The organism is Streptomyces sp. R44 (assembly GCF_041053105.1).
Taxonomy (GTDB): Bacteria; Actinomycetota; Actinomycetes; order Streptomycetales; family Streptomycetaceae; genus Streptomyces.
Genome location: NZ_CP163444.1, coordinates 4,968,612 through 4,994,881, shown reverse-complemented (window position 1 = coordinate 4,994,881; position 26,270 = coordinate 4,968,612). Strand labels below are relative to the sequence as shown.

Genomic DNA, 26,270 nt, shown 5'->3' with positions numbered 1-26,270 from the left:
GGCCCTAGCGCCGCCGGAACACCAGTCGGCCTTCGACGACGGTCGCGACACACGTCGACGCGCCGAGGCGGACGAGCGCCGCCCGGTCCGGGACGTCGAAGACGGCGAAGCGGGCGGGGCCGCCCGGCACCAGGCCGGGCAGCATCACCAGCGGCGCCGGGGAGAGGGACGGCGGTCCCGGGAGCCGCTCCGGGCGGCGGCCGACGGCCAGACCGGCCCGGCGCACGGCGTCCACGGCGGCCCGGCCGCGCAGTTCACCGGCGACGGCGACCGTCCCGTGGGCGAGGAGCCGCTGGACACCGCGGCGCGCGGAGGCGCCGCGCCGGGCGGGGTCGGCCCGGAAGATCTCCCGCGCCCGCTCCCCCGTGATCGGCTCGGTGCCGAACTCCGCTGCCTCCCGGGGGTCCGGGTGGTACGTCTCCTCCAGGAGCTCCGGCCCGTACGGGTTGAGGAGTCCGGGCGTGAGGATGCCGGGCCACCGCCGCAGCCGGGCGTTCCGGTGCCGCTCGGCCAGGTCCTCGTACGGGCCGACGGCGGCGACGAGGGCGCCGTCCACCAGGACGGCGCTCTCGGGCGTCGCCTCGGCGACGTGGAGGGTCAGCACCGGCGCGTCAGTTGGCGTCGAGGAGCTTCAGCTCGGGGTGGGCCGTCCCACCCTCGATCGCCACGGAGGAGATGTGCGAGGCGACGCGCTCGTCGACCGGGTCGTTCGCCGGGTCGTCGTGGACGACGAGGTGCTCGTACGTGGTGGCGCGCTGCGCGGGGACGCGGCCGGCCTTGCGGATGAGGTCGATGATCTCCAGGCGGTTGGAGCGGTGCCTGGCACCGGCGGAGGAGACGACGTTCTCCTCCAGCATGATCGAGCCGAGGTCGTCGGCGCCGTAGTGCAGGGAGAGCTGGCCGACCTCCTTGCCGGTGGTCAGCCACGAGCCCTGGATGTGGGCGACGTTGTCGAGGAAGAGCCGGGCGATCGCGATCATCCGCAGGTACTCGAAGAGCGTGGCCTGCGTACGGCCCTTGAGGTGGTTGTTCTCGGGCTGGTACGTGTACGGGATGAAGGCCCGGAAGCCGCCCGTCCGGTCCTGCACGTCACGGATCATCCGCAGGTGCTCGATCCGCTCGGCGTTGGTCTCGCCGGTGCCCATCAGCATGGTGGAGGTGGACTCGACGCCCAGCTTGTGGGCGATCTCCATGATCTCCAGCCAGCGCTCGCCGCTCTCCTTGAGCGGGGCGATCGCCTTGCGCGGCCGCTCGGGCAGCAGCTCGGCGCCGGCGCCCGCGAAGGAGTCGAGCCCGGCGGCGTGGATGCGGGTGATCGCCTCCTCGACGGAGACGCCGGAGATGCGGGCCATGTGCTCGACCTCGGAGGCGCCGAGGGAGTGGATGACCAGCTGCGGGAAGTCCTTCTTGATGGCGGCGAAGTGCTTCTCGTAGTACTCGACGCCGTAGTCCGGGTGGTGGCCGCCCTGGAACATGATCTGGGTGCCGCCGAGCTCGACGGTCTCCGCGCAGCGGCGCAGGATGTCGTCGAGGTCCCGGGTCCAGCCCTTCTTGGTGTCCTTCGGGGCGGCGTAGAACGCGCAGAACTTGCACGCCGTCACACAGACGTTCGTGTAGTTGATGTTCCGCTCGATGATGTACGTCGCGATGTGCTCGGTCCCCGCGTACCGGCGGCGGCGCACCGCGTCGGCGGCGGCGCCCAGCGCGTGCAGGGGCGCCGAGCGGTAGAGGTCGAGCGCCTCCTCGGGGGTGATCCGGCCACCCGCGGCGGCGCGGTCGAGAACAGACTGGAGTTCGGCCTTCTCGGTCACCGGGTGCGTCCCTTTCGGAGGGGTTCTGATCGACCGAGCCAGCCTACGCCAGGGCTCTTCGCGGCTTCCGCAGGGTGTGGGTCCGCGGCGGCGGGAGTCCGGGGAGGGGGTGCGGGGAGGGGATGCGGCCGGTGCGGCGTGTGCGGTAATCCGGCGAATATCCGGTGAATTCCGGGTGTGCCACCGGCGTGGCGCATTTACGGGTGCCGCGGGGAGAGCGACCGCATTCCGGGGGGTGCCGGGAAAGGCCCGCCCGGCGCACGGGAGGGCCCACCGGTATTTCTTTCCCGCCCCATTCCCCGCGGCTTCGCCGCTATCGCGCGGGACGCGGCAGGAGTTCCACCGCGACGTCCGCCGGGAAGCCGGTCGTGGGGCCGGTGCGGCGCGCGAACTCCCGCACGCCGGCGAGCTGCTCGGGACCGAATCGGAAGTCGAGGGTGCGGAAGTACCGCTCCAGGAGTTCGGCGTCGAAGGTCTCCCAGCGGGCGGCCTGTTCGGCGACCTTGGCGACCTCTTCGAGGGAGAGGTCGCGCGAGGCGAGGAAGGCCTGGTGGACCTCGTGGACGGTCTCCGGCTCGCGCGCCAGGAAGTCCTTGCGGGCCGCCCACACGGCGAAGACGAACGGCAGGCCCGTCCACTCCTTCCACATCAGCCCCAGGTCGTGGACCTGGAGGCCGAGCCGGGGCGCGTCGTGCAGGGAGGCCCTGAGCGCGGCGTCGCCGATCAGGACGGCGGCCTCCGCCTCCTGCATCATCAGGCCCAGGTCCGGCGGGCAGGTGTAGTAGTCGGGCTCGACCCCGTACTGCTCGGAGAGGAGCAGCTGGGCGAGGCGCACCGAGGTGCGGGAGGTGGAGCCGAGGGCCACGCGCGCGCGGTCGAGCTCACCCAGGGGCCGCTGGGAGACGATCACGCAGGACATGACGGGCCCGTCGCAGCCGACGGCGATGTCGGGGAGCGCGACCAGGTCCTCGGCGTTGCGGAGGTATTCGACGAGGGTGATGGGCCCGATGTCGAGGTCGCCCCGGACGAGGCGCTCGCTCAGCTTCTCCGGGGTGTCCTTGGTGAGCTCGAGATCGAGGAGCGTCCCGGTCCTGGCCAGGCCCCAGTAGAGGGGAAGGCAGTTCAGGAACTGGATGTGTCCGACGCGGGGCCGGCTGCGCTGCTGGTCGTCGGTTGCTTTGTCCACATCGCGAGGCTAGACCCGTCTCGCAGTGTGGGCATCGGCGGGGCACGCGCGTCAGCACACGGAGCGGAATCAAACATGCGGGTGACGTGATCTTTCCCTCTACCGCCGCGAGCGTCCTGCGTGCTACGCTCAACGCAAGTTGCAGTTTGGTTTCCCTTGCAGTACAGAGCCTGCGGAGCATGTGACCCGCAGGCTTTTGTAGTTTTCAGACTTGTTTGCAGGTTCTGGAGCAGGGCGACCCTTTGGCCCATAGGAGGGCTCATGGCTACCGGAACCGTGAAGTGGTTCAACGCTGAAAAGGGCTTCGGCTTCATCGCCCAGGACGGCGGCGGCCCGGATGTCTTCGTCCACTACTCCGCGATCAACGCGAACGGCTTCCGCTCGCTCGAGGAGAACCAGCTCGTGACCTTCGACGTCACGCAGGGCCCGAAGGGCCCGCAGGCGGAGAACGTCACCCCGGCCTAAGTTGCCCGGGTCGGCGAACGCGCACGACTAGAGCAGTACCCAAGGAGCCCCGCTCCGTGCCTCGCGGCACGAGCGGGGCTCCTGCCCTTTTCAGCAGGTGGGGATCACGGTCCCGTTGTTGTCCCGGGCCTCGTCGTCGCCCCAGCGGGACAGGTAGTACGCGGAGACGTACGCCCCGTAGCCGTTCTTCCCGGCGTAGACGGTGTCGAGGTCGGTCCGCAGCCACCAGTGGTTGTAGTTCCCGGAGCCGTCGCGGACCTCCGCGCCCCAGACCTTGCAGTACACGTAGTTCGTGCCCGCGTTCAGGACGCCCTGCGGGTCGTTCGTGTTCGCCTGGGCGTAGCCGGTGGCGTGGGCGAAGGTGTCGACCCAGTACTTTCCGCCTCCTCCGCCCGAGCAGCCGTTGTCGCTGGTCAGGGACTTGGAGCCGTAGGAGGAGGGGTAGGGGGCGAGGGAGACGCCGTTGATCACGATGGTCTGGCCGACGCCGTTGTAGAGCTGCTCGTAGTGGATGTGGGCGCCGGAGCTGTTGCCGGTCGAGCCGGTGGTGCCGATCTGCTGCCCCTGGGAGACCTGGGCGCCGTCGGCGACGGAGTAGGCGCTGAGGTGGAAGTAGTACGTCTTCCAGCCGCCGCCGTGGTCGATCACGATGTAGTTCCCGGCGCCGGTCGGCTGGGAGTAGCGGTAGGCGGTGCCGGACGCCGAGGCGAGGACCGGGGTGCCGGCGGTGGTGCCGCCGTCGGAGCGGACGAAGTCGAGCGCCTGGCGGACCTCGGCCGAGTGATGGCTGTAGGTCCAGGTCTGCCCGCAGGGGAACGGCGCCTTGAAGAGCGGCGCGGCCTGGGCGGGGCCGGCGGTGACGAGCGCGGTGAGCAGGCCCGCGACGAGCGCGAGGAGGGTGCCGAGGGGGGTGATCCGTGCACGCATGCGTCCTCCGGTGAGGTGGATGGACAGGGGTCGACGCGCGTTGAACGGACCACAGAGTGCCGGAAGATCGCGGGTCGCAGTAGTCCGCGAGAACCACACCCGGAGCGCGGCGGTTACGTAGTCTGGACACATGACCGAACGCAAGCCGCCCGGTGTCAGCTTCGAGTCGTTCGTCGACAAACAGATCCGCGAGGCCGCGGAGCGCGGCGAGTTCCGGAGCCTGTCCGGCTTCGGGATGCCCCTCCCCGACGACTCGGCGCCGTACGACGAGCTGTGGTGGATCAAGGGGAAGATGCACCGCGAGGGCGCGTCCGTCCTGCCGCCCTCCCTCGCCCTGCGCAAGGCGGCCGAGGACGCGGAGACGGCGGTCGCCGCGGCCGTCTCGGAGCGCCAGGTCCGCCGCATCCTCGGCGAGATCAACACCAGGATCGCCGAAGCCCTCGCCCGGCCCCCGGCAGGTCCCCCGCTGAACCTGAGGCCCTTCGACGTGGAGGCCGTGGTGGAGCGGTGGAGGGCGGAGCGTCCGTAGCTCGATCCGCAGGTCCCCCGACCCCGAGGAGCCCCCATGAACAGCGCCGGTCTGCTGCTCGACTCGTTCGGCCGGATCCGTGAGGCCGTCCACGAAGCCGTGGAGGGTCTGACGGACGAGGAGCTCACCGTACGGGTCGATCCCGACGCCAACTCGGTCGCCTGGCTCGTCTGGCACCTCACCCGCATCCAGGACGACCATCTCGCGGACGCCTTCGACACGGACCAGCTGTGGACCTCGGACGGCTGGGCCGACCGCTTCGGCCTGCCGTTCTCGAAGCGCGCCACCGGCTACGGGCAGACGAGGGCGCAGGTCGCCGCGGTCCGCGCCCCGGCGGAGCTGCTGCTCGGCTACCACGACGCCGTGCACGCCCGCACCGAGGAACTGATCCGCGCGGTCACCAACTCCGACCTGGACCGGATCGTCGACACCTCCTGGGACCCGCCGGTCACCCTCGGCGTCCGCCTGGTGTCGGTGATCGCGGACGACCTCCAGCACGCGGGGCAGGCGGCGTACGTACGGGGCCTGGTGGAGCGGCGGGGCTGAGCCGCGCCTCGCGGAAATCCCCTGCGGGACGGCACAACCCCCTGATTCGATCAAGAGTCTGACTCAGGTACGGGCATGCCAAGTGCCCGCGTTCACTGGGGGTTTCGTTGCAGCACCGCATGCCCGGGCGCCGGCTCGCCGCCGCTCTGCTCACCCTGTCCACGGTCACGGCCGCGACCGGGACCCTCGTCACCGCGCCGGCCTTCGCGGCGGCCACCGCCGAGGGCCGGTGCGCGCCGACCGCCGCCGGACTGCTGCCCGTCGGCGCCGAGATCGTCTCCACCGGCGCGTACGGCCACGTCACGACCTGCACGGACGAGAACGGCTCCACCGCGCTGGAGTGGCACCACACCGATGGCACGGTGTCGACGCTGTCCGGGCCGAACGGCTACGACTCCAGCTCCGACTACATGCTGACGGGCGACGGCAGCATGTTCACCGCGTACAACCCGGCGACCTCGGACTACGCCGGCCTCAACATGGGCGTGTTCGGCTACGACGCCCAGCTGCTCGGCGCGGCCGGACCCGTCCTGTACGTCAGCGCGCCCGCCCCGGCCGGCGCGGCGGGCCGCGAGCTGTGGCAGCTGGAGAGCGTGAACGGCTTCGTCCGCAAGACGAAGATCACCAACTCCGTCAACAACGACATCTTCGGCTACACCGAGTTCGCCCACAAGGTCGTCGGCGTGGGCAAGGACGCGAACGGCCGGCCGGCCGTGCTCGTCCTCATCAAGGGGACGCGCGACACCGGCGTCGGGGAGCCGACCCCGTACGCCCTGGAGGCCCTGGTCCCCGTGAGCACGGGGACCCCCGTCCAGCAGGAGTGGACCCACGGCGCCGGGGACTGGGACGCCGGGGCGACGGGCGCGCTCACCGAGAAGTACCGGGCGTGGATCACGAACGTGGCGGGCGCCCCGCAGCTCCGGGTGCGGGGCCAAGGCGGCGGCTTCTCCAAGGACATCGCGCTCACCGGCGTCCCGGGGCAGCCGGTCGTCGCCGGGATCATCGGCGACACCGCCCTGTACGCGGCCCGGCGCGACCCGAACGCCGGTCCTGAGGTGCCGACGCCGCTGTACGCGGTGAACGTGACCACGGGTGGAGCCGGGTCCAAGGTGCTGGAGAACGTCTCCTCCGTGGCGCACGCGCCCGACGGCGGCCTGCTCGTGCGCGGCGCGAGCAGCACGGTGGACGGGCTGTTCCGGATCGGCGCGGACGCGAACGGGACGCCGGCCGTGACGACCGTCGTAGAGACCGGCCGGCAACTGGGCGTCAAGGTGACCGGCTCGTCGGTCCCCGCCTCGGTGAACCTGGAGAAGGCGACCGCGGTCCCGATGGAGTGGTCCCTGTCCCGCGGCGACGCCGACGTGGAGGTCACGCTCAGGCACGCCGCCACCGGCAGGAAGTTCGTCACGCACCTGGTGAACCCGGTGAGCGGGAACACCTTCCGGCTGACCTGGGACGGCGTCCTCGACGGCATCAGCGCCCCGAACGGCGCCTACACCTGGTCCATGAAGGCGACCCCGAGCGACGGCACCGCCCCGGCGACCGTCTCCGGCGGCTTCACGGTCACCCGGAAGGCCAACCCGCACGACGTCAACGACAACGGCTCGACCGACGTCCTCGCCCGGGACGCCTCCGGCGTGCTGTGGCGGGACGACCTGTTCGACTGGCCGACGGGCGGCCGGGCCGACACCGCGAAGCGGACGAAGGTCGGCACCGGCTGGGGGATCTACCGGCAGATCGAGGCCGTCGGCACCATCGCGGGCTCGCCCGCCGGGGACCTGATAGCCCTCGACGGCACGGGCGTGCTGTGGCAGTACCAGGGCCAGGGCGACGGCACCTTCGCGACCCGCGTGAAGGTCGGCTCCGGCTGGGGCGGTTACACCAAGCTCGCCGGAGGCTCGGACCTCAACGGGGACGGCCGCTCCGACCTCCTCGCCACGGACGCCGCGGGCGGGCTGTGGTTCTACAGGGGCACCGGCTCCGCCACCGCCCCCTACGCGACCCGCGTGAAGATCGGCGGCGGCTGGGGGGTCTACAACCAGATCGCGGCCGTCGGCAACATCGCCGGCTCGTCCGCCGGCGACCTCGTCGCCCGCGACACCTCCGGCGTCCTCTGGCTCTACCAGGGCAACGGCACCGGCGGCTTCGGCACCCGCGTGAAGGTCGGCTCCGGCTGGGGCGCCTTCTCCCAGCTGGTCGGCGCGGGCGACGTCGACACCGACGGACGCCCGGACCTGATCGCGTACGGATCGGGCGGCACGTACGTCTACCGCTCGACGGGCTCGGCGACGGCACCGTTCACGCGGATGGCGACGTCGCTGTACGCGGGCGAGGGCGGCAAGTTCAACAGCGTCGTCTAGCCGACGTGTGGGTGTCGGCGTGATCGAACTTTTCTGATCACGACGTACAACTCTTCGATGCATCCGTGAGTCATGTGGGTGCGGTGAGAACACCGCACCCACACGTCCACGGGGAATCTCCTTGTCCAGAGCCCGCGCGCCTCGGCGCCACCTCACCGCCGCCGTCACCGTCGCCCTCGCCGTCACCGTCGGCACGCTCACGGCCGTACCGGCTGCCGTGGCGTCCACGGGGACCGCCGTCGTCGCGGAGGCCCAGCAGGGGGAGGTCCCCGCGCTGCTGCCCGACTCCTTCATCGGCGGAAACGGCCCGTCGGGCTTCCTGTCCCGTCACTACACGGCCGCCGAGGGGATGCAGTACCGCTGGACGCGGTACGCGGACGGTGTCACGACCACGCTGTTGCCCACGGGCACGTACGCGGGCAGCGTGGGGTCGGACGTCGTCGTGCGGTACGAGGGGACCCGGTACGAGCTGTACGACATGGCCACGGGCGCCGACCCCGTCGTGATCGACACCAAGGCCCTGGGCACGGGCTTCACCTTCGCACGCCTGGCGGGCTCCACCCTCGTCCTCAGCGTCCCGCGCCCCGACGGCGGCACCGACATCCACCTCGTGAGCAAGCCCGACGGCACCCTCGTGGACCGCACCGTCTCCGGGGTGCCCGCGTCCGCCTCGTTCACCTATTACGACCTGTCCTCGCCCGACACCCTGATCCTCCACTACGCGCCGGCCGGATCCTCCGCCCGGCGCGTGGCCCTGGTGGACGTCGCCACCGCGAAGGTCCTGGAGGACCGGGTCCTCACGGGAAATCTCTACGGCGCCGAAGCGAGCGCCTCCGCCACCCGTCTGGCCTGGGCGGAGAAGGACGACACCACCACCGCGGCCCTCCGGGTGGCCCGGCGGGGCCAGGACGAGAGCACGCGCGTCCCCCTCGGCTGGGGCTCCCCGCTCACGGTCGATCTCCTGGGCGACGACTGGGTGACGTACTCCGTGACCGGGGGCACGAAGCAGTACTCCTCCAATCCCCTCCACGCCCTGACGGCCCGCTCGCTGACCGACGGACGCACGGTCAAGCTCCTCGACACCGTGGACCGCGTCCGCGGCGACTCCGACGGCGGCCTGTTCGTGCAGGGCGCCACGGTCGAGCACGGCGAGGGCGTCTACCGGATCGCGGTCGGCCCGGACGGCACCCCCGCCGCCACCCTCGTCGCAAGCACCGGCCGCTCCCTCGTCCTCACGGTGACCGACCAGAGCGTCCCCGAGACCGTCGACGTCAGCAGGCTGATCGGTACGGTCCGGCTGGAGTGGCGATTCTCGGGACTCCCTTCCGCCCTGGTCACCGTCGAGCTGACGCACACCGCGTCCGGGCGGAGCAAGACCCTCTCCGCCTCCCCGGACCAGACCGGTCGGGTCCTGCTGGGCTGGAACGGCGAGTTCGACCACGGCATCTCCGCGTACAACGGCGACTACACCTGGCGGATGACGGCCAAGCCCGCCAACGGCATCGGCCCGACCATCGAGAGGACGGGCGCGCTCAAGGTCGTCGGCAAGCCGGCGCCGCACAGCTTCTCCGACAGCAGCTCTCCGGACCTGCTCTACCGGTACGGCGGCCGGCTCTACCGGTACGACGCCCGCCAGGTGTTCGGCTTCGGCCAGGGGAACCCGCTGACGGAGGTGACCATCGGGTCCGGCTGGGACGCGTACGACCAGATCGTCACCCCCGGGAACATCGGCAGCACCGAGCACGCCGACCTGATCACCCGGGACAAGACCGGCGTGCTGTGGTCGTACGCGGGCACCGGCAGGCCCACCGCCCCCTTCGCCACGCGCGTGAAGGTCGGCGGCGGCTGGGGCGTCTACAACAAGCTCACCGCCGGCAGCGACCTCAACGGCGACGGCCGCCCCGACCTCCTCGCCACGGACAGGACCGGCGTCCTCTGGCTCTACAAGGGCACCGGCTCCGCCACGACCCCCTTCTCCGCCCGCGTGAAGCTCGGCGGTGGCTGGGGCGTCTACAACAAGATCGTCGCCACCGGGAACATCGGCGGCGGCCCCGCCGGCGACCTCGTCGCCCGCGACACGGCCGGCGTCCTCTGGCTCTACCTCGGCAAGGGCGACGGCACCTTCGCCGCCCGCACCCGCATCGGCTCCGGCTGGAACCGGTACGCCGACGTCGTCGCCATCGGCGACGCGAACCGCGACGGCCGCCCGGACCTCCTGGCCAACGGCCTGATGGGCGGCCGCGACGACAGCCTCGCCTTCTATCCGGGCACCGGCGACTGGCACGCGCCCTTCGGAGCCCGGATGAACATCCTCACGCCGTCGGAGCTCACCTGGCAGGGCCACACGCTGTTCTGACCCCCTCTTGGCCCGACCGAACAGAGAAAGCAGAGCCTTGAACCTCCCCACGCGGAACACCAGACTCCGGCTCACCGCCGCCGTCGCCGTCGCCCTCGCCGTCACGGCGGGCACGACGGCCACGGCCGCACCGGCGGCCTTCGCGACGACGGGGGCCGTCACGGCGGCCGCCGGGCAGTCGGCGGAGCAGGACGTCGCGCCGTTCCCGGTCGACGCCTGGCTCCTCGGCGCCGGCCCGACAGGCTTCCTGAGTGGCCAGAGCATCCTGAACGCACCCATGACCTATCGGTGGACCCGGTACGCGGACGGCGTCACGACGGTCCTCCCCGAGGGGGCGTACTCATCGGCCCAGGGGTCGGACATCGTGTCGGCGCGCTCGAAGGACGGTGTCTTCACCCTGTACGACATGGGCAAGGGAGGCGAACCGCTGGAGATCGACATCAACCCCCTCGGCGGCGGCTACACCTTCGCCAGGTACGCCGGCACAAGGCTCGTCATGAAGAAGGCCAACGCGACCGGTGGCACGGACGTCCACCTCATCGGCAAGCCGCAGGGTGTCCTGGTCGACGAGACGGTGACCGGCCTGCCGGCCGACGCCGTGATCACCTACATCGACGTGGATTCGCCCGACACCGCCGTGGTCCGGTACTCGGGCACCGTCGACGGGGTGAAGCGGAACCGCGCGGCCGTCGTGGACATCGCGACCCACACGATCGTCGAGGAGTACGAGCTGCCCGAGAGCGGGACGGGGAGCCTCTCGCTGTCGGCCACTCACATCGCCTGGGTCGAGAAGTCCGCGGACTCCACGACAAAGGTGGCCGTGACCCGGCGGGGCACCGACCAGACCGTGCGTCACGACCTGGGCATCACGGCCTCCGTCGCCATCGAGCTGATCGGCGACTGGGTGACGTACCGCCAGTTCGGAAACTACGCACCGATCCAAGAGCCGAACGCCCTGTTCGCGCTGTTCGCCCGCTCCCTGACGACCGGTGAGACGGTCAAGCTCCTGGAGCACGCGACGAGCTCCGTCACCGACGCCGGCGGAGCCCAGATGGCGCGGGGCGGGACGCTCGACCAGGGCGAGGGCCTCTACCGGATCGCCCCCGGCGCCGACGGCGCCCGGCCGGTGGTCAGCCTCGTGGCGAGCACCGGCCAGCCCACGACCTTGGAGCTGGTGAAGCAGGACGTCCCCGAGACGATCGACTTCGACCGGACCCCCGCCCCGGTTCCCCTGTCCTGGACCCTGAGCCGGATCGGGGCCACGGCGCGCGTCGAACTGGTTCACAAGGCGACCGGAAAGCGAGCGACCGTCCAGGCCTATTATTCCAACGGATCCCGGACTGCGAATTGGGACGGCCTCTTCAGTGACTCCGTCACCGCGTACAACGGCGACTACACCTGGAAGATGACGGCGACTCCCAACAACGGAATCGGCCCCGCCCTCGTCGTCTCCGGCACCTTCAAGGTCGTCCGCCAGTCCACCTCGCACGACTTCGACGACAACGGCAGCTCCGACCTGCTCGTACGGAACAGCAACGGCGAGCTGTTCGTCCACGACGGGTACACGAACCGCTATGGACCGAGCTGGCAGGACAAGAACCCCGTACGGATCGGCACGGGCTGGAACGTCTACGACCAGCTCGTCGCCCCGGGCGACGTCGCCGGCTCCTCGTACGCCGATGTCGTCGCCCGCGACAAGACCGGCGTCCTCTGGCTCTACCAGGGCGCCGGCCGCACGCTCGCGCCCCGCGTGAAGGTCGGCGGCGGCTGGGGCGTCTACAACAAGCTCACCGCCGGCAGCGACCTCAACGGCGACGGCCGCCCCGACCTCCTCGCCACCGACACCTCCGGCGTCCTTTGGCTCTACAAGGGCACCGGCTCCGCCACGACCCCCTTCTCCACCCGCGTGAAGCTCGGCGGCGGCTGGGGCATCTACAACACGATCACCGCCACCGGGAACATCGGCGGCGGCCCCGCCGGCGACCTCGTCGCCCGCGACACGGCCGGCGTCCTCTGGCTCTACCTCGGCAAGGGCGACGGCACCTTCGCCGCCCGCACCCGAGTCGGTGACAACTGGGGCCCCTTCCTGCCGGTCGGTGTGGGTGACGTCGACCGCGACGGACGCCCGGACCTGGTGGGATACGCCGCTGGGGGTGGGGTGTACCTCGCCAGGGGAACCGGCGACTGGAAGGCTCCCTTCCAGGAACTCGACCTGAGGACCTACGTGTCTCCGGACTCCTCTCCCACCACCGTGTTCTGACGTGCCAGCGGGACGGTCGCCCAGACCGTCTTGCCGACGGACCGGTCCTTCACCCCCCACGCCGTGGCGAGGGCGGCGACGAGCAGCAGCCCGTAGCCGCCCTCGTCCGGCTCCCGGGCCGGCACCGGCCGCCGCTCGCCGCGCGCGTCGGACAGCTCGACCCGTACGTGGTCCTCGCCGCGCTCCATCCGCACCTCGAAGTCCCGCCCCGGCACCCAGCCGTGCTGGACCGCGTTGTTGGCGAGCTCGGCGACGACCAGCTCCACGGAGTCCGCGGCGGAGCCCCTCAGGCCCCAGTCCCGGAGCTGCTGCACAGCGAGTAACCGCGCCAGGCGTGCGCCCCGGCGCGTTGCCGAGAGCCGGAGCGTGAACTCACTGGTTGGGGTGGCTGTTTCGGATTTCATGCCCCCGAGCCTGGGCCCCCGGCCGTACGCTGACCAGCAGCGACGCGACGACGCTGGGTAACTGTACGGGTACGCCAAGAGGGCGGTACGGATGTCGGGGAACGAGGAGGAGCGGCCGGAACGGCCCTCCGAGGTGGACGGCACGGCGCACCTGTTCCGTGCGCTCGGGAAGATCATCAAGGTCCTGCGCAAGAACGCGGGCCTGAGCCAGGCGGACCTGGCGGACATCACGCATTGCAGCGAGGACCTCGTCTCCGCGATCGAGCGAGGCGTACGGACCCCACAGCCGGACTTCCTGATGCGGGCGGACCCTGCGGTGAAGGCGGGGGGTGTGCTGGTGGCGGCGGTGGATGACGTGCGGGAGGCGTTGGCCCGGGCGCGGACCCGACATCCGGACTGGTTCCAGGACTTCGCGGAGGCGGAGGCGAAGGCGGTGGCCAACCACTACTACGAGGTGCAGGCGGTCCCGGGCCTCCTCCAGACGCCCGCCTATGCCCGCTCGCTCTTCGAGCGCAGCCGCCCGATGCTGGACGAGGCGACTGTCGAGAAGCGAGTGGCGGACCGGATCTCGCGGCAGACGATCTTCGACCGGTGGCCTATCCCGACGATCACCTTTGTCCTGGAGGCAGCGGTACTGCTCCGACCGTTCGGCGGGCCCGAGGTCCACCGCGAGCAGCTACTACGCATCTTGGAGGTGGCCCAGCGGCGTACGGTGGAGCTGCAGATCCTTCCCCAGGACGGCACGGAACACCCGTACCTGGGAGGTCCGTTCACGCTGTTGACCCCGAAGGGGCGACGCGAGGTCGCGTACACCGAGATCTATGGCCATGCCCGACTGATCGTCGACCCAGAAGAGGTACGGCACTACTCCGAGCGCTATGGGATCCTGCGATCACAGGCACTCACCAAGCGGGAGTCCCTGGATTGGATCGAGAAACGGCTGGGAGAACGATGAACACCGCTGATCTGGCCTGGTTCAAGAGCAGTTACAGCGACGCCTCGGGCGGAAACTGCATCGAAGTCGCCTACGACTGGCAGAAGTCCAGCTACAGCGGCGGCGAGGGCGGCAACTGCATCGAAGTCGCCGCCCACCCCGCCCTCATCCACATCCGCGACTCCAAGAACCCCCACGGCCCCCAGCTCGCCGTCTCGCCCGCCTCCTGGGCCGCCTTCCTGGACGTAGCATCCCGGGCGTGACCTCCATAAAGTTCGTTCTGTTCGACGTCGACGGCACTCTCATGGACGCCGTCGAGAACCAGCGCCGCGTCTGGCACGAGTGGGCCGCGCGGTACGGGCTCGACGGGGGCGAGGTGTACGCCACGGCCCTGCGGACGCGGCCCGTGGAGACCTTCGCCGCCGTCGTGCCGGACGCCGATCCGGACGAGTGCCTCGCCCTTCTGCACGCGCTGGAGGACGAGGACGTCCGTACGGGCGACTACTCGGCCTTCGACGGGGCCGTCGAGCTGCTCGGCGCGCTGCCCGCCGACCGGTGGGCGCTCGTGACGTCGAACTACGAACACCGGGTGCGGGGGCGGTTCGAGCGGACCGGCCTCCGCTTCCCCGGGCTCATCGTCGACGCGGCCTCCGTGGCCGAGGGCAAGCCGTCCCCCGTCCCGTACCTCACCGCCGCCGAGAAGCTGGGCGCCGACCCGGCGGAGTGCCTCGTCATCGAGGACGCGCCGTCGGGGGTCCGCTCCGGGCTCGACGCCGGGATGACGGTCTGGACCGTCAACACCCCGGCCCCGCACCCGGACGCCCACCGCCACTTCCCGACCCTCGCTGAGGCGGCGCCGCGGATTCTGGGCGCTCTCAGCTGACCTTCCAGGGGCGGAGCTTCTCGGGGTTCCGCACCGCCCAGATGTGCCTGATCCGGTCGTCCGCGATCTCGAACGCGAACACGGTCACGAGCTCGCCGTCCTGCCAGGCCACCAGGCCGGGCACGCCGTTGACCGTGCGCTCCTGGAACGTCGTCCGGCCGTCCCACAGACGGGCGATCTCGGCATAGCCCTCCGCGATCCGCTCGGCGCCCACGAGCGGGCGCAGGTGGGTGACGGCGAGCCCGCCGCCGTCGGCCGTCGCGACGGCGGCGGGGTCGAGCAGGCCGACCAGGGCCTCGATGTCCTTGGCCTCCCACGCCGTCCTGAACTTCCTCACGACGCCCGCCTGCCCCGCGCTCGGGCGCGCGGGGCTCTGTGCCGTACGGACGCGGCGGCGGGCCGACGAGGCCAGTTGGCGGCAGGCCGCCGGGGTGCGGCCGACGATCTCGGCGACCTCGCCGAAGGGGTAGCGGAAAACGTCGTGCAGGACGAACGCGACGCGCTCGGCGGGGGTCATCGCCTCCAGGACGACGAGGAAGGCCATCGTCACGGATTCGTCGAGGGTGATCCGGTCGGCGGGGTCGCTCCCGCCGTCGCCCTCGGTGGGTTCCGGCAGCGGTTCCGGGATCCAGTCGCCCACGTACGTCTCGCGCCGGGCCCGCGCCGAGCCGAGCAGGTTCAGGCAGATGCGGCCGGCGACGGTCATCAGCCAGGCGCCGGGCTGCTCGATGGCCTGCTGCTCGCGGGCGGACAGGGCGTACCAGCGGGCGTAGGTCTCCTGCACGACGTCCTCGGCGTCCGCGAGGGAGCCGAGGAGCCGATAGCCGAGGTTGATCAGCCGACGCCGCTCGCTCATGATCTCGGCTCCCGTGGTCATGGTCCGGCCGTCTCCCTCGCTCGTGTGTGTGCCTCTCCCCGTATAGGACAGGGCAGCCCTCCGGAATGTCAGGCCGTCGCGCCACCTCACATTCCGGAGGGCTGCCTTGTCCTCTCGGTGGAGACGTCAGCAGGAGCGAGAGGAGAACCCCGATGAACGACTTCCAGGCCATCGCGGACCGCGTCGAGATCGAGGCGCTGCGCGGCGAGTTCACCGACGCGGTGATGATGCGCGACCGGCCCCGTCTGGCGGCGCTGTTCACCCCGGACGGCGCCCTGCGCATGCCGAACATCCCCGTCGAGCAGATCGGCCGGGAGGAGATCATCGCCGGGGGCGAGCGGCTGCAGGCCCAGTGGGACTTCTTCGTGCAGAACACCCACCCCGGCACGATCGAGCTCGACGGCGACACGGCGACCGGCCGCGCGTACATCCAGGAGATCGCGCGCACCCTCGACGGACGGCAGGGCCAGAACTACGCGGTCTACCACGACCGCTACCGGCGGACGGAGGAAGGCTGGCGGTTCGCGGAGCGGGTGTACGAGGTGAGGTATCTCGACACCTCCCCGCTGGCGGGTACGGCGCCCGCCTCGGCCAGGTCCGCCCCGGCCGCGTCCTTCACCGCCCCCGCGACGGACGAGCGTCTCGAACGGGTGGCCGCCGCGCTGCGGGCCAACAACTTCGCCGTCGAGATCCTCGACGACGTCGCGGAGGCGCGGACCCGGATCAAGGAGCTGATCCCCGAGGGCTCCAGCGTGTTCACCGGGGCCAGCGAGACCCTCCGGCTCTCCGGCATCGACGAGGACCTGAACGCCGGCGGCGCGTACGACGCCGTCAGGCCGCGCATCCTGTCGATCGACCGGGCGACCGGCGCCGACGAGATCCGGAGGCTGGCCGCCTGCCCCGACTACGTCGTGAACAGCGTCGCCGCCGTCACCGAGACCGGCTCGCTCGTCCTCGCCTCGGGCAGCGGCAGCCAGCTCCCGGCCAACGCGGGCGGCGCCGCGCACGCGGTGTGGGTCGTGGGCGCGCAGAAGGTGGTGCCGGACCTGGGCGCGGCCCTGCGGCGCGTCGAGGAGCACGTCCTGCCGTTGGAGAACTCCCGCTGCCAGGCGGTGTACGGGCAGGACAGCGCGGTCAACCGCCTCCTCGTCCTCCACGCGGATCCGCACCCGGGGCGCGGCACGGTGCTGCTGCTCCGGGAGGCCGTCGGGTACTAGGACGGCGGCCGGAATAGCGCTGCGCGGGGGCCGGTTGGACCCGAGCATGCGACGTGATCAGGAACCGTCCGGCGGCGGCATACATCCCCTGCTGGTCGGGCGGTTCAGCCCGTACCGCTTCGACCCGTCGGCGGTCGTCGACGACGCGTCCCTGCGCCTGCTGCTCGAAGCGGCGCGGTGGGCGCCGTCCGCCGGGAACTCCCAGCCGTGGGGTTTCTTCGTGAGCCGGCCGGGTGAGCCGGACCACGAGCGGGTGGTCCGGCACCTGGCGCCCAGCTCGGCCCGGTGGGCGGTGGACGCGGGGCTGCTGGTCGTGACGCTGACGCGCCGCCATGTGGACGGCACGGAGGTGCTGTACTCGGAGTTCGCGGACTACGACCTGGGGCAGGCCATCGCCCACATGACCCTCCAGGCGGAGGCGCTGGGTCTGGCGTCGCACCAGTTCCGGGCCTTCGACATGGAGGGCCTCACCAAGGAGCTCGACCCGAACCCGGGATGGGCGGTCGTCTCGATGGTCGCCCTGGGGAAGGCGGCCGGGGAGCCGCCGGAGGGCCGGGACCGGCGCAGTGTCGAGGAGCTGCTGTCGGGGCCTTGGGCGCCGTCGGCGTAGGGCCCGTTCACCCCACCTTCGAACTCAAGTTGATTGCCGTACAACCCCTCCGGCGACTCGTGGGTCTCATGAGGTGAGGGCGCACGAAGCGTCCCCAATGCCTTGACCGGGGGGATATCACCATGCTTCGCGCATCCCGCACATTGGCGGTCAGCGTGGCCACTGTGCTCGCGCTGACCGGCGGCGCGCTCGCCGCCGCCCCCGCGACCGCCGCCACCACGGCCGGCCCCGCGGCCCCGGCCACCGGGCAGCAGGCCGCGCTGTCCTTCCCCGCCAGGAGCGAGATCGTCGGCGCCGGAGCGACCGGCTTCCTCAGCAAGGGCGAGAAGCTCCTCTGGACCCGCTTCTCCGACGGCTCGACGACCGAGCTCCCGGGGACCCCGATCGGCGAGATCCGGTCGGACGTCGTCGGCGTGACGACCGCGCCGAACGTCTTCCGGCTCTACGACATGGCCACCGGCGCCGAGCCCGTGACGATCGACCTGAGCGGCCGGGGCTTCACGTTCGAGGCCGCCGCGGTCAGCGGCACGACGCTCGCCGTGTGGGCCGGCGACCAGCTGCACCTGGTGAGCAAGGAGGGCGACCGGATCACGGACCGGCCCGTCCCCGACGTGGTCGCGCCTTGGCATACGCGCAAGGTCGTGCCCACGCAGTCCGGAGAATTCGCGGTGAGCCACCCGGGGGACACGGGACGGCCCTTGTCCTTCGTGGACATCGCCACGGGCACCGTCACCCAGGCGTTCTCCGATGTGCCGTCTCCGGACTTCACCGCCACGAAGTCCCGCCTCGCGTGGGTCGACCACATGTGGAACGACTCCCCGGACTACGCCCTCAATCTGACCGTTCTCGACCGGGCCACCGGCGCGCGCACGGTCACGCCTCTGGGCACGGGCCGCCAGGCGTCGGTGGAGGCACTCGGGGACTGGTTCCTCACCGCCGACCGGCAGGGACTGACCAGGGCCGAGCACCCGGACCTGGTCCCGCTGGTCGCACACCACGCGGACGGCCGGACCGTACGGCTGCTCGACCACCGCTCGTCCTCGGCCGTGGCCCCTGACGGCTCCCTCCTTGCACGCGGCGGTACGAAGGAGCACGGCGAGGGCCTCTACCGGATCTCGCCGGCCGCCGACGGCACCCCGACCGCCGAGTTCCTGGCGGGCAGCGGCGAGTCCGTCGAGCTCGGGGTGCCGGTGGCGACCGTGCCCGAGGCCGTCACGCTCAGCACGTGGAACAAGGGCATTCTGTTCTCCTGGGGCGTCTCCCGGACCAATGTGCGCTGCGAACTCACCCTGCGCCACACCACCACCGGCAAGACCGTGACCGACACGTTCAACGGCTCATGGAGCAACCCTCCCACCACGATCAACCACTTCATGGGCGGCCTGTACGAGGAGAGGCCCATCCCCAGCGGCGCCTACACGTGGGAGCTCACGGCCACTCCGCTCAACGGCATCGGCGAGGCCGTCCGCTCCTCGGGGGCGATCACGGTGGCCCGCGTGACCGCCGCGCACGACTACACGGGCAACGGCACGCCCGACGTCCTCGCGAGGGACGCGGCCGGCCGGCTGTGGCGCGACGACACCACCTACCCCGACAACGTGCTCCGTTCGGCCGGCCGTTCCTCGCTGGGCGGGGGCTGGCAGGCGTACGACCGGATCGAGGCGGCCGGGAACCTCGGCGGCTCCGACACGGACGACCTCCTCGCCCGGGACCGGAACGGCGGCCTCTGGCTCTACCAGGGCAAGGGCGACGGCGGGTTCACGCCCCGCGTGAAGATCGGAACCAACTGGCAGATCTACGACAAGATCGCCGCAGGCAGCGACGTGTCCGGAGACGGCAGGGCCGACGTGCTCGCCACCGACAGGTCCGGCGGCCTCTGGCTCTACCCTGGCACCGGAAACGCCAACACCCCCCTCGGGGCCCGCAAGAAGATCGGCACGAGCTGGGGCGTCTACGACCTGGTCGTCGCCACGGGGAACAGCGTCGGCGCGCCGGCCGGGGACGTCTTCGCCCGCGACAGGGCCGGGGTGCTGTGGATGTACCTCGGCAAGGGCGACGGCACCTTCGCCCCGCGCGTCAAGGTCGGCGGCGGCTGGAACGCCTACCAGCACCTCGTCCCCGTCGGGAACGCGGACCGCTACGGCCGCCCCGACCTCCTCGCGATCGGCCCGACCGGCGCGTACCTCTACCGCTCCATCGGCACGTGGAACCGGCCGTTCTCGTACCGCGACCGCGCCGCGCTGTACGCGGGGGAGACCGGCGCGTTCAACGACTACTCCTGACTCTCTTCTCCGCTCCACACCGGCCCGGCGGCCTCGCGCCGCCGGGCTCCTCGGAAGGAACCGACCTTGTCCCACGCCTCTCGTGTGACGTCCCGGTCCCGGCGCCTGACCGCGGCGATCACCGCCGCCCTCGCCGTCACCGCCGGCACCCTGGCCACGGCGCCCGCCGCGCTCGCCGCCACCACCGCCGTCTCCGCGCCCGCCGCCGCCGGGGAGGTGACCCCGTTCCCGCTCGCCTCCGAGATCGTCAGCGCGGGCGCCACGGGCTTCCTCAGCAGGAACACCTCCGGCGAGTACCGCTGGACCCGGAACGAAGGCGGCGCCTCGACGGTCGTCGCCTCCCAGGCCGCCGTCCTCGGCGCGGCCTCCGACGTCCTCGTCAGCACCGTCGGCGACCGCGTCCTGCGCGTCCAGGACATGACCGGCGGCGCGGCCCCGGTCGACATCGACCTCAAGACCCTGACCGACGGCACCCACACCGCCTTCGGCGCGGTCGGATCGACCGTCCTCACCAGCGTGAAGACCCCCGCCGGCGCCACCGAACTCCACCTGGTCAGCGCCTCGGTCAGCGGCATGATCACCAACCGCACCGTCTACGGACTGCCCGCCGGGGCCGGTTCGTTCACGGTCAGGGCGGCCATCTCCGGCACCGCGATGGTGGGCTTCCAGGCCGCCGGCAAGACCCTCTTCGCCGTGGTCGACCTGGCCGCCCCGGAAGTGGTCGCCAAGACGTACGAGAACCGGAATCCGGCCGCCGACTCGCCCTTCGCCGCCCTCTCCGCCACGCACGTCGCGTGGACCGAGTACACGAAGGACGCGTCGAACCAGGACATCGGAGTGGTGGTCGTCACCGACCGGAAGACCGGCGCGACCCGCAGTTTCCCCGTCGGCGCCCACAAGCACGTCGAGCTCGGCCTGACGGGCTCCTGGCTGGTCCACGAGACCATGCGGAACGGCGAGACGGCCTTCGACGCCAAGTCCCTGAACGATGAGCCCGCGAAGCAGCTCCTCGCCCACGCGACCAGTCTGGCCACCGCCCCCGACGGCGCCCTCCTGGTGCGCGGCGGCTCCCTGACGGAGGGCGCGGGCGAGGAGGGGCTGTACCGGGTCGCCCCCGGCGTCGAGGGCGCCATCACCCGGCAGCTCGTCGCCGCGACCGGCGAGCCGACGCAGCTCGTGGTGACGCCGCGCATACCGCAGGTGATCGACCTCGACAAGAACCGGGGCGTGTTCCCGTTCACGTTCGACGTGAGCCGGGGCCGGGTCTACGCCGACATCGCCCTCTCGTACGGCGACCAGGATTGCGAGTTCGCCTGGGGGAACTACGACTGGTGGGCGCAGGCCTCCGCCAAGGACGCTCCGTCCGGCCCCGGAAGCATCAGCCTCACCTGGGAGGGCAGCCGTCACGACCGCAACGGGGAGTTCAACTCGTACGGCCAGGCGGCGAACGGCACCTGGACGTGGTGTGCCACCGTCAGTCCGCTCGACCACGTGGGGCCCGGGTGGTCGCAGCGCGGCACGTTCACCGTCACCCACAAGCCCCACCCGCACGACTTCAGCGACAACGGCTCTCCGGACCCGATCGTGGTGGGCCCCACGGGCGGCATGGGGTCGTACGACGGTGACTACTCCCCCTCCATCGATTTCGTCAGCTGGGATGACGTCCGCCCCGTCTGGGGGACGGGCTGGAACGTCTACGACAGGTTCACGGTCCCCGGCGATCTCGGCGGCACCGCCGACCCCGAGATCGTCGCGCGGGACAAGAGCGGTGGCCTGTGGCTCTACTCCCGTGCCTGGCCCAACCTGAGCCCCCGGATCAAGATCGGCTCCGGCTGGCAGGTGTACGACAAGATCAACGGCACCGCGGACATGACCGGGGACGGCAAGCCCGACGTCCTGGCCGTCGACAAGTCCGGCGGCTTCTGGCTGTACCCCGGGACCGGCAACGTCAACGCCCCGCTCGGCGCCCGCAAGCAGATCGGCGCCGGCTGGGGCATCTACAACCAGATCATCGCGCCGGGCAACCTCGGCGGCGCCCCGGCGGCGGACCTCCTCGCCCGTGACGCCGCCGGTGTCCTGTGGATGTACCCGGGCAAGGGCAACGGCACCTACGGTCCGCGCGTGAGGGTCGGCGGCGGCTGGAACGGCTACACCCGGCTCTTCAGCTTCGGCGACGCCACCCGCGACGGCCGTCCCGACCTGTTCGTCTCCTTCCCCGACGCGAGCACCTATTCGGGTACGGGCGGCTACCTGTACGAGGGCACCGGTGACGCGAACGCCCCCTTCAAGCTCCGCAAGAAGGCCTACGTCCCCGTCGACAAGACGACCGTCGCCGTCTTCTAGGCGCACGCGCTCCGCAGACCACCCCCAACAGAGCTACGTCACAGTCGAGTTACCGCCGGGCCCCCGCAACCTGAGCAACGTTCAGATATGAGGGGGGCTCGGCTACTGTGTGCCGCATGCAGGGGGAACCGGAGGACCACTCCACTTCGGACAGTTTGAGCGGCAGTGGTGCGATGCCGCTCGAAGCGGGCGACCCACGGCAGATCGGGGCTTTCAGACTCCTCGGCGTGCTCGGGTCCGGCGGCATGGGCCGGGTCTATCTCGGCGCCGTGCCCGGGAAGTTCGCGGCGGTGAAGCGGGTCCTTCCCGTGCTCGCCGAGGACGCCGACTTCCTCAGCCACTTCGGACACGAGCTCGACAACCTGGCCCGGCTGCCCGCCGGCGCCAACACCAAGCTCCTCGCGAGCGACCGCACGGCGAAGCCGCCGTGGTTCGCGACCGAGTTCATCCCCGGGATCACCCTCAACGAGGCCATCCGCCTCAACGGCGGCCCGCTCTCCGGCGGCGCCCTGTGGCGGCTCCTCCGGGAGGCCGCGGCGGGGCTGCGGGTGGTGCACGGCGCCGACATGGTGCACCGCGACCTCAAGCCGTCGAACGTGATGCTGACCGGCGGCGGCCTCTCTCTCATCGACTTCGGCGTGGCCCGCGCGGCCGATCAGAGCCGGCTGACGAAGACCGGCATGGTCATCGGCACCCCCGCCTACATGGCGCCCGAGCAGGCCGTCGCCGACCGCGATCTGACCGGCGCCGCCGATGTGTTCGGCCTCGGCAGCCTCCTGCTGTACGCGGCGAACGGGCGGCCTCCGTTCGGGGACGGTTCCGGTCCCGACCTGCTCTACCGGGTCGTCCACGGCGAGCCCGACTTCGGGCGCCTCACCGAGGGCGACCCCGAGCTCGCGGAGCTCGTCCGGAAGTGTCTCGCCAAGGACCCGGCGGACCGGCCGACGGCCGAGGAGCTCGTCGCGCTCGCCGACGAGCACGCGGCGGGCGCCGTCTGGCCGGCGGCCGTCGCCGAGCGGATCGCCGAGCGGGCCGTCTTCGCCGCGGGGGCGCCGACCGCCGAGCAGCTGGAGGAGCTGGAGCGGACCGACCCGACCCGGGACGTGGCGACGGCCTCGCTGACCCCGCAGGTCCCCAAGGAGCCGGCCACCGCCGCGCCCGACCCGCTGGCCGTCACCGGTCAGGCCGCCGGGACCACGCCCCGGTGGCGGCGCAACAAGTTCGTCGTGTTCGCCGTGCCCGTCGTCGTGGCGACCGGCACCACACTGACCGTCGCCCTCAGCCCGTACGTCGGCCGCCTCGGCGCGACCCCGGAGGCGTCGCCGTCCACGGTGGCCTCGCAGCCCGCTTCCGTACCGCCGTCGACGGGGTCGGGCACGCCGTCGGCGCACCCCTCGGGGAAGCCGTCCGCCAAGCCGTCGGGGAAGCCGCCGGCCGGGTCGACGGCCCCGCCCCCGGACGCCGCCGCCGGCGGCGGCGCGGGCGGCACCGACACCCTCCCCGGCGGCTCCGGCGGGGGCGCGGCCGCGACGGGCGGCGGCTCCGTGACGGGCGGCGGATCGAACTCCTCCACGTCCTCGGGCGGCTCCGGCTCCGGTCCCTCCGGCGGCACCACGACCCGGCCGGCCCCGAAGCCGACGACGAACGCGCCCGCCCCGCCACCGCCGTCGAGCTCGACGCCCTCGGGGACGTACTCCCTGAAGAACGCGTCCGAGGGCAAGTGTCTGGGCGAGTACAACGCGGGCTTCGGCATCTTCGCCAACGCCTACGACTGCGGCTCCAAGGACAACTCCGGCCAGCCCATCTGGTACAGCTGGACGTACTCGCCCGGCGCGAACGGCACCTTCCGGCTGGTCAACCGGCAGAGCGGCCGCTGCCTCCAGCCGAACGGGAACCCCGGCGCCACCACCGCCCCCTGCGACGGCTCCAGCGGGCAGTCGTGGCGCATCCAGGCCACGACGGCCAACGGGCGGACGCTCAAGAACGTGGGCAACGGCCAGTGCCTGGTGGCCGGGCCCCCGTTCACGATGTCGGCCGACTGCAACCCGGGCGACCTCCGTCAGCTCTGGAAGAACATCTCCCCCCTCTAGAGCCCGAAGACGGGAACTGTCACGTCACCTTCCCCGCGGAAGGTGACGGTCAGCTCCATCCCGATCCGCAGGTCGCCCTCCGCCACGCCCACGACCTCCGTCATCATCCGCGGCCCCTCGGCGAGGTCGACGACGGCCGCGACGTACGGGACGCGCCCGCCGAAGGGCGGGAGGTCGTTCCGGTGGACGACGGACCAGGTGTAGAGGGTCGCGCGGCCGCTCGCCCGCTCCCAGCGGACGTCCTCGCTCCAGCAGTACGGGCAGAACTCGCGCGGGTAGTGGTGGGCGCGGTCGCAGGCGGCGCAGTGGCGAAGCAGCAGGTGTCCTTCGGCGGCGGCGTCCCAGTAGGGGCGGGTGAACGCGTCGATGTCCGGTGTGGCCGTCATCAGAAGAGTCCGATCGCGGAGTCGAGGGACCAGGTCTGCCAGGACAGGGCGAGGAGGGCGACGAGGGAGATGAGCGCCATCATCGCGTTCTGCCCCTGCTCGGCCCAGTCGTGGATCATCAGGACGAGGTAGAGGAGGTTGAGGAGGAGGCCGCCGACGAGGGCGATCGGGGTGAGGAAGCCGGTGATCAGGCCGAGGCCGAGGGCGAGTTCGGCGTAGACGACGACGTACGCCATGAGCTTGGGGCGGGGGGCGACGACGGTGTCGAAGCCGTTCTTCACGGCCGGCCACCTGTGCCTGCCGGCCACGTCCGCGGCCCAGGCGATGCCGGTGCCGCGTTCGAACCAGCCCTTCTTGTCCTTGTGGCGCCAGCTCTCCAGCCACCACAGGCCGAGGCCGATGCGGAGGACGGCGAGCCATTCGGCGCCGGTGAGCCAGACGGTCTGCATGGGGCCCTCGCGATCTCGTCGAGGCGAATCTGACGATACGTCAGTTCAGCGCAGAGCGGCGGGCGGGCGCAAGGGGCGGGCACGCGGGCGGACGGCGGCGGGCTCTCCACGTGACCGATTCGCAACCGAAATCCCCTCTTGACCGAGACCCACGGCGTGTACACGTCATTACGCTCTGCATTCATGGCCACCACACCCCCCGCACCTCCCGTCCATCCCGTGTACGTCATCGGCGGCGGACCCGGCGGGCTCGCCGTCGCCGCCGCCCTGCGCGCGCGGGGCGTGCGGGCCGTCGTCCTGGAGAAGTCCGACGCCGTCGGCGCCTCCTGGCGCGCGCACTACGACCGGCTGCGGCTGCACACCACCCGGCGGCTCTCCGCCCTCCCCGGCCTGAAGATGCCCCGCTCCTTCGGCCGCTGGGTCGCCCGCGCGGACGTCGTGCGGTACCTGGAGACGTACGCGGAGAAGCACGAGCTGGAGGTCGTGACCGGGGTCGAGGTCCACCGGATCGAGCGGGCGGGCGAGGACTGGCTCCTCCACGCCACCGGCGGGCGCCGGCTCACCGGGCGCGCCGTGGTGGTGGCCACCGGGTACAACCACACCCCGCGGCTGCCCGAGTGGCCCGGCCGCGACGCGTACGCGGGCGAGCTGAGCCACGCCCGGACCTACCGCAACCCGGAGCCGTACACCGGGAAGGACGTCCTCGTCGTGGGCATCGGCAACACCGGCGCCGAGATAGCCGCCGACCTCGCCGGGGGCGGCGCGGCCCGGGTGCGGCTCGCGGTGCGGACGGTCCCGCACATCGTGCGCCGCACGACCCTCGGCTGGCCGGCCCAGCGGTCCGGGATCCTGGTGCGGCGGCTGCCGGTGGCACTGGTCGACCGACTGGGCGCGCTGTCCGCCCGGTTCGCCGTGCCGGACCTCACGGCGTACGGGCTGCCCCGGCCGGACAAGGGGCTCGCCACCCGGCAGCGGGAGGGCGCGATCCCGGTGCAGGACGTCGGCCTGATCGACGCCGTGCGGGCCGGGAAGGTCGAGATCGTCGCCGCGGTGGAGGCCTTCGAGGACGGCGAGGTGGTCCTGGCGGACGGCAGCCGGATCACCCCGGACGCGGTGATCGCGGCGACCGGCTACCGTCGCGCCCTGGAACCGCTCCTCGGCCACCTCGACGTCCTCGACGGCCGAGGGCTGCCGGTGACGCACGGACCGCGGAGTCCGCGCGAGACCCCCGGCCTGTACTTCACGGGCTTCACGAACCCGATCAGCGGCATGTTCCGCGAGCTGGCCCGGGACGCGGAGCGGATCGCGCGACGGATCGCGCGGACCCGCCCCTCCGGACGGTGAGCGCCCGGCCC

General features: G+C 71.8%; 23 protein-coding genes. 15 read left to right on the top strand and 8 right to left on the bottom strand.

Annotated elements, in window-relative coordinates:
* Positions 1-4: 4 nt before the first annotated feature.
* From AB5J54_RS23295 to AB5J54_RS23285, 3 genes are all read right to left on the bottom strand, one after another.
* Entirely contained in the window at positions 5-604 is a 600-nt protein-coding gene (locus AB5J54_RS23295) for a hypothetical protein (RefSeq protein ID WP_369145856.1), read from the bottom strand.
* A gap of 7 nt (positions 605-611) precedes the next feature.
* Positions 612-1,811 carry a cyclic dehypoxanthinyl futalosine synthase gene (gene mqnC / locus AB5J54_RS23290; protein WP_369145855.1) on the bottom strand — a complete coding sequence of 400 codons (1,200 nt, stop codon included), beginning with the start codon at positions 1,809-1,811 and terminating at the stop codon, positions 612-614.
* Positions 1,812-2,124: 313 nt separating this feature from the next.
* A complete protein-coding gene (locus AB5J54_RS23285) occupies positions 2,125-2,997 on the bottom strand; it encodes a menaquinone biosynthetic enzyme MqnA/MqnD family protein (RefSeq protein WP_369145854.1) in 873 nt (290 codons plus the stop codon).
* Positions 2,998-3,258: 261 nt separating this feature from the next.
* Here AB5J54_RS23285 and AB5J54_RS23280 point away from each other — a divergent pair, with 261 nt between their 5' ends.
* Entirely contained in the window at positions 3,259-3,462 is a 204-nt protein-coding gene (locus AB5J54_RS23280) for a cold-shock protein (RefSeq protein WP_030208785.1), read from the top strand.
* A 90-nt stretch (positions 3,463-3,552) separates the two neighbouring features.
* Here the strand turns inward: AB5J54_RS23280 and AB5J54_RS23275 are convergent, their stop codons facing one another.
* Positions 3,553-4,389, bottom strand: coding sequence for a M23 family metallopeptidase (locus AB5J54_RS23275; protein WP_369145853.1), 837 nt, complete (start codon positions 4,387-4,389; stop codon positions 3,553-3,555).
* A 130-nt stretch (positions 4,390-4,519) separates the two neighbouring features.
* On the opposite strand from AB5J54_RS23275, the gene AB5J54_RS23270 reads away from it, so the two are divergent.
* The 5 genes from AB5J54_RS23270 (at position 4,520) to AB5J54_RS23250 (ending at position 12,440) form a co-directional block, all read left to right on the top strand.
* A complete protein-coding gene (locus AB5J54_RS23270; RefSeq protein WP_369145852.1) occupies positions 4,520-4,918 on the top strand; it encodes a DUF1992 domain-containing protein in 399 nt (132 codons plus the stop codon).
* A 36-nt stretch (positions 4,919-4,954) separates the two neighbouring features.
* The gene (locus tag AB5J54_RS23265) at positions 4,955-5,464 is read left to right on the top strand and encodes a DUF664 domain-containing protein (RefSeq protein WP_369145850.1); all 510 of its coding nucleotides are present in this window, start codon (positions 4,955-4,957) and stop codon (positions 5,462-5,464) included.
* Between the two features lie 107 nt (positions 5,465-5,571).
* Positions 5,572-7,824: an FG-GAP repeat domain-containing protein gene (locus AB5J54_RS23260; RefSeq protein WP_369145849.1), complete on the top strand. Its 2,253-nt coding sequence runs from the start codon at positions 5,572-5,574 to the stop codon at positions 7,822-7,824.
* 121 nt (positions 7,825-7,945) lie between these two features.
* The gene (locus AB5J54_RS23255) at positions 7,946-10,180 is read left to right on the top strand and encodes an FG-GAP repeat domain-containing protein (protein ID WP_369145848.1); all 2,235 of its coding nucleotides are present in this window, start codon (positions 7,946-7,948) and stop codon (positions 10,178-10,180) included.
* A 37-nt stretch (positions 10,181-10,217) separates the two neighbouring features.
* A complete protein-coding gene (locus AB5J54_RS23250) occupies positions 10,218-12,440 on the top strand; it encodes an FG-GAP repeat domain-containing protein (protein ID WP_369145847.1) in 2,223 nt (740 codons plus the stop codon).
* Here AB5J54_RS23250 and AB5J54_RS23245 read toward each other — a convergent pair.
* A complete protein-coding gene (locus tag AB5J54_RS23245; protein WP_369145846.1) occupies positions 12,401-12,844 on the bottom strand; it encodes an ATP-binding protein in 444 nt (147 codons plus the stop codon). The genes AB5J54_RS23250 and AB5J54_RS23245 overlap by 40 nt on opposite strands.
* A gap of 91 nt (positions 12,845-12,935) precedes the next feature.
* On the opposite strand from AB5J54_RS23245, the gene AB5J54_RS23240 reads away from it, so the two are divergent.
* The 3 genes from AB5J54_RS23240 to AB5J54_RS23230 are packed head-to-tail and all read left to right on the top strand — an operon-like array spanning position 12,936 to position 14,661.
* Positions 12,936-13,799, top strand: coding sequence for a helix-turn-helix domain-containing protein (locus AB5J54_RS23240; protein WP_369145845.1), 864 nt, complete (start codon positions 12,936-12,938; stop codon positions 13,797-13,799).
* Positions 13,796-14,041, top strand: a complete 246-nt coding sequence (locus tag AB5J54_RS23235; RefSeq protein WP_369145844.1) for a DUF397 domain-containing protein — start codon at positions 13,796-13,798, stop codon at positions 14,039-14,041. Before AB5J54_RS23240 ends, AB5J54_RS23235 begins: the two co-directional genes overlap by 4 nt.
* Positions 14,038-14,661, top strand: a complete 624-nt coding sequence (locus tag AB5J54_RS23230) for an HAD family hydrolase (RefSeq protein ID WP_369145843.1) — start codon at positions 14,038-14,040, stop codon at positions 14,659-14,661. Before AB5J54_RS23235 ends, AB5J54_RS23230 begins: the two co-directional genes overlap by 4 nt.
* Here the strand turns inward: AB5J54_RS23230 and sigJ are convergent.
* Positions 14,654-15,538, bottom strand: a complete 885-nt coding sequence (gene sigJ, locus AB5J54_RS23225; RefSeq protein ID WP_369145842.1) for an RNA polymerase sigma factor SigJ — start codon at positions 15,536-15,538, stop codon at positions 14,654-14,656. The genes AB5J54_RS23230 and sigJ overlap by 8 nt on opposite strands.
* 152 nt (positions 15,539-15,690) lie before the next feature.
* Between sigJ and AB5J54_RS23220 the strand changes: the two genes are divergently transcribed.
* The 5 genes from AB5J54_RS23220 (at position 15,691) to AB5J54_RS23200 (ending at position 24,080) form a co-directional block, all read left to right on the top strand.
* Positions 15,691-16,755, top strand: a complete 1,065-nt coding sequence (locus tag AB5J54_RS23220) for an LUD domain-containing protein (RefSeq protein ID WP_369145841.1) — start codon at positions 15,691-15,693, stop codon at positions 16,753-16,755.
* 46 nt (positions 16,756-16,801) lie between these two features.
* The gene (locus tag AB5J54_RS23215; protein ID WP_369145840.1) at positions 16,802-17,365 is read left to right on the top strand and encodes a nitroreductase family protein; all 564 of its coding nucleotides are present in this window, start codon (positions 16,802-16,804) and stop codon (positions 17,363-17,365) included.
* A gap of 155 nt (positions 17,366-17,520) precedes the next feature.
* Entirely contained in the window at positions 17,521-19,647 is a 2,127-nt protein-coding gene (locus AB5J54_RS23210; RefSeq protein ID WP_369145839.1) for an FG-GAP repeat domain-containing protein, read from the top strand.
* 66 nt (positions 19,648-19,713) lie between these two features.
* On the top strand, positions 19,714-21,990 hold the full coding sequence (locus AB5J54_RS23205; RefSeq protein ID WP_369145838.1) for a VCBS repeat-containing protein: 2,277 nt from the start codon (positions 19,714-19,716) through the stop codon (positions 21,988-21,990).
* Positions 21,991-22,106: 116 nt separating this feature from the next.
* Positions 22,107-24,080, top strand: a complete 1,974-nt coding sequence (locus AB5J54_RS23200; RefSeq protein WP_369145837.1) for a protein kinase — start codon at positions 22,107-22,109, stop codon at positions 24,078-24,080.
* Here the strand turns inward: AB5J54_RS23200 and AB5J54_RS23195 are convergent.
* Together AB5J54_RS23195 and AB5J54_RS23190 are read right to left on the bottom strand one after the other, a co-directional pair.
* Positions 24,077-24,466 carry a Zn-ribbon domain-containing OB-fold protein gene (locus tag AB5J54_RS23195; protein ID WP_369145836.1) on the bottom strand — a complete coding sequence of 130 codons (390 nt, stop codon included), beginning with the start codon at positions 24,464-24,466 and terminating at the stop codon, positions 24,077-24,079. The two genes, AB5J54_RS23200 and AB5J54_RS23195, sit on opposite strands and share 4 nt — an antisense overlap.
* A complete protein-coding gene (locus tag AB5J54_RS23190) occupies positions 24,466-24,915 on the bottom strand; it encodes a DoxX family membrane protein (protein ID WP_369145835.1) in 450 nt (149 codons plus the stop codon). Before AB5J54_RS23190 ends, AB5J54_RS23195 begins: the two co-directional genes overlap by 1 nt.
* Before the next feature lie 183 nt (positions 24,916-25,098).
* On the opposite strand from AB5J54_RS23190, the gene AB5J54_RS23185 reads away from it, so the two are divergent.
* Positions 25,099-26,259, top strand: coding sequence for a flavin-containing monooxygenase (locus tag AB5J54_RS23185; protein ID WP_369145834.1), 1,161 nt, complete (start codon positions 25,099-25,101; stop codon positions 26,257-26,259).
* The last annotated feature ends 11 nt before the right edge of the window (positions 26,260-26,270 follow it).

Bases quoted from the DNA above. Each gene is read 5' to 3' on its own strand.
- AB5J54_RS23235 (WP_369145844.1), top strand. From the start codon at position 13,796: ATGAACACCGCTGATCTGGCCTGGTTCAAGAGCAGTTACAGCGACGCC.
- AB5J54_RS23215 (WP_369145840.1), top strand. From the start codon at position 16,802: ATGCGACGTGATCAGGAACCGTCCGGCGGCGGCATACATCCCCTGCTG.
- AB5J54_RS23280 (WP_030208785.1), top strand. From the start codon at position 3,259: ATGGCTACCGGAACCGTGAAGTGGTTCAACGCTGAAAAGGGCTTCGGC.
- AB5J54_RS23185 (WP_369145834.1), top strand. From the start codon at position 25,099: ATGGCCACCACACCCCCCGCACCTCCCGTCCATCCCGTGTACGTCATC.
- AB5J54_RS23190 (WP_369145835.1), bottom strand. From the start codon at position 24,915: ATGCAGACCGTCTGGCTCACCGGCGCCGAATGGCTCGCCGTCCTCCGC.
- sigJ (WP_369145842.1), bottom strand. From the start codon at position 15,538: ATGACCACGGGAGCCGAGATCATGAGCGAGCGGCGTCGGCTGATCAAC.
- AB5J54_RS23195 (WP_369145836.1), bottom strand. From the start codon at position 24,466: ATGACGGCCACACCGGACATCGACGCGTTCACCCGCCCCTACTGGGAC.
- AB5J54_RS23245 (WP_369145846.1), bottom strand. From the start codon at position 12,844: ATGAAATCCGAAACAGCCACCCCAACCAGTGAGTTCACGCTCCGGCTC.
- AB5J54_RS23220 (WP_369145841.1), top strand. From the start codon at position 15,691: ATGAACGACTTCCAGGCCATCGCGGACCGCGTCGAGATCGAGGCGCTG.
- AB5J54_RS23240 (WP_369145845.1), top strand. From the start codon at position 12,936: ATGTCGGGGAACGAGGAGGAGCGGCCGGAACGGCCCTCCGAGGTGGAC.
- AB5J54_RS23200 (WP_369145837.1), top strand. From the start codon at position 22,107: ATGCAGGGGGAACCGGAGGACCACTCCACTTCGGACAGTTTGAGCGGC.
- AB5J54_RS23275 (WP_369145853.1), bottom strand. From the start codon at position 4,389: ATGCGTGCACGGATCACCCCCCTCGGCACCCTCCTCGCGCTCGTCGCG.
- AB5J54_RS23265 (WP_369145850.1), top strand. From the start codon at position 4,955: ATGAACAGCGCCGGTCTGCTGCTCGACTCGTTCGGCCGGATCCGTGAG.
- AB5J54_RS23270 (WP_369145852.1), top strand. From the start codon at position 4,520: ATGACCGAACGCAAGCCGCCCGGTGTCAGCTTCGAGTCGTTCGTCGAC.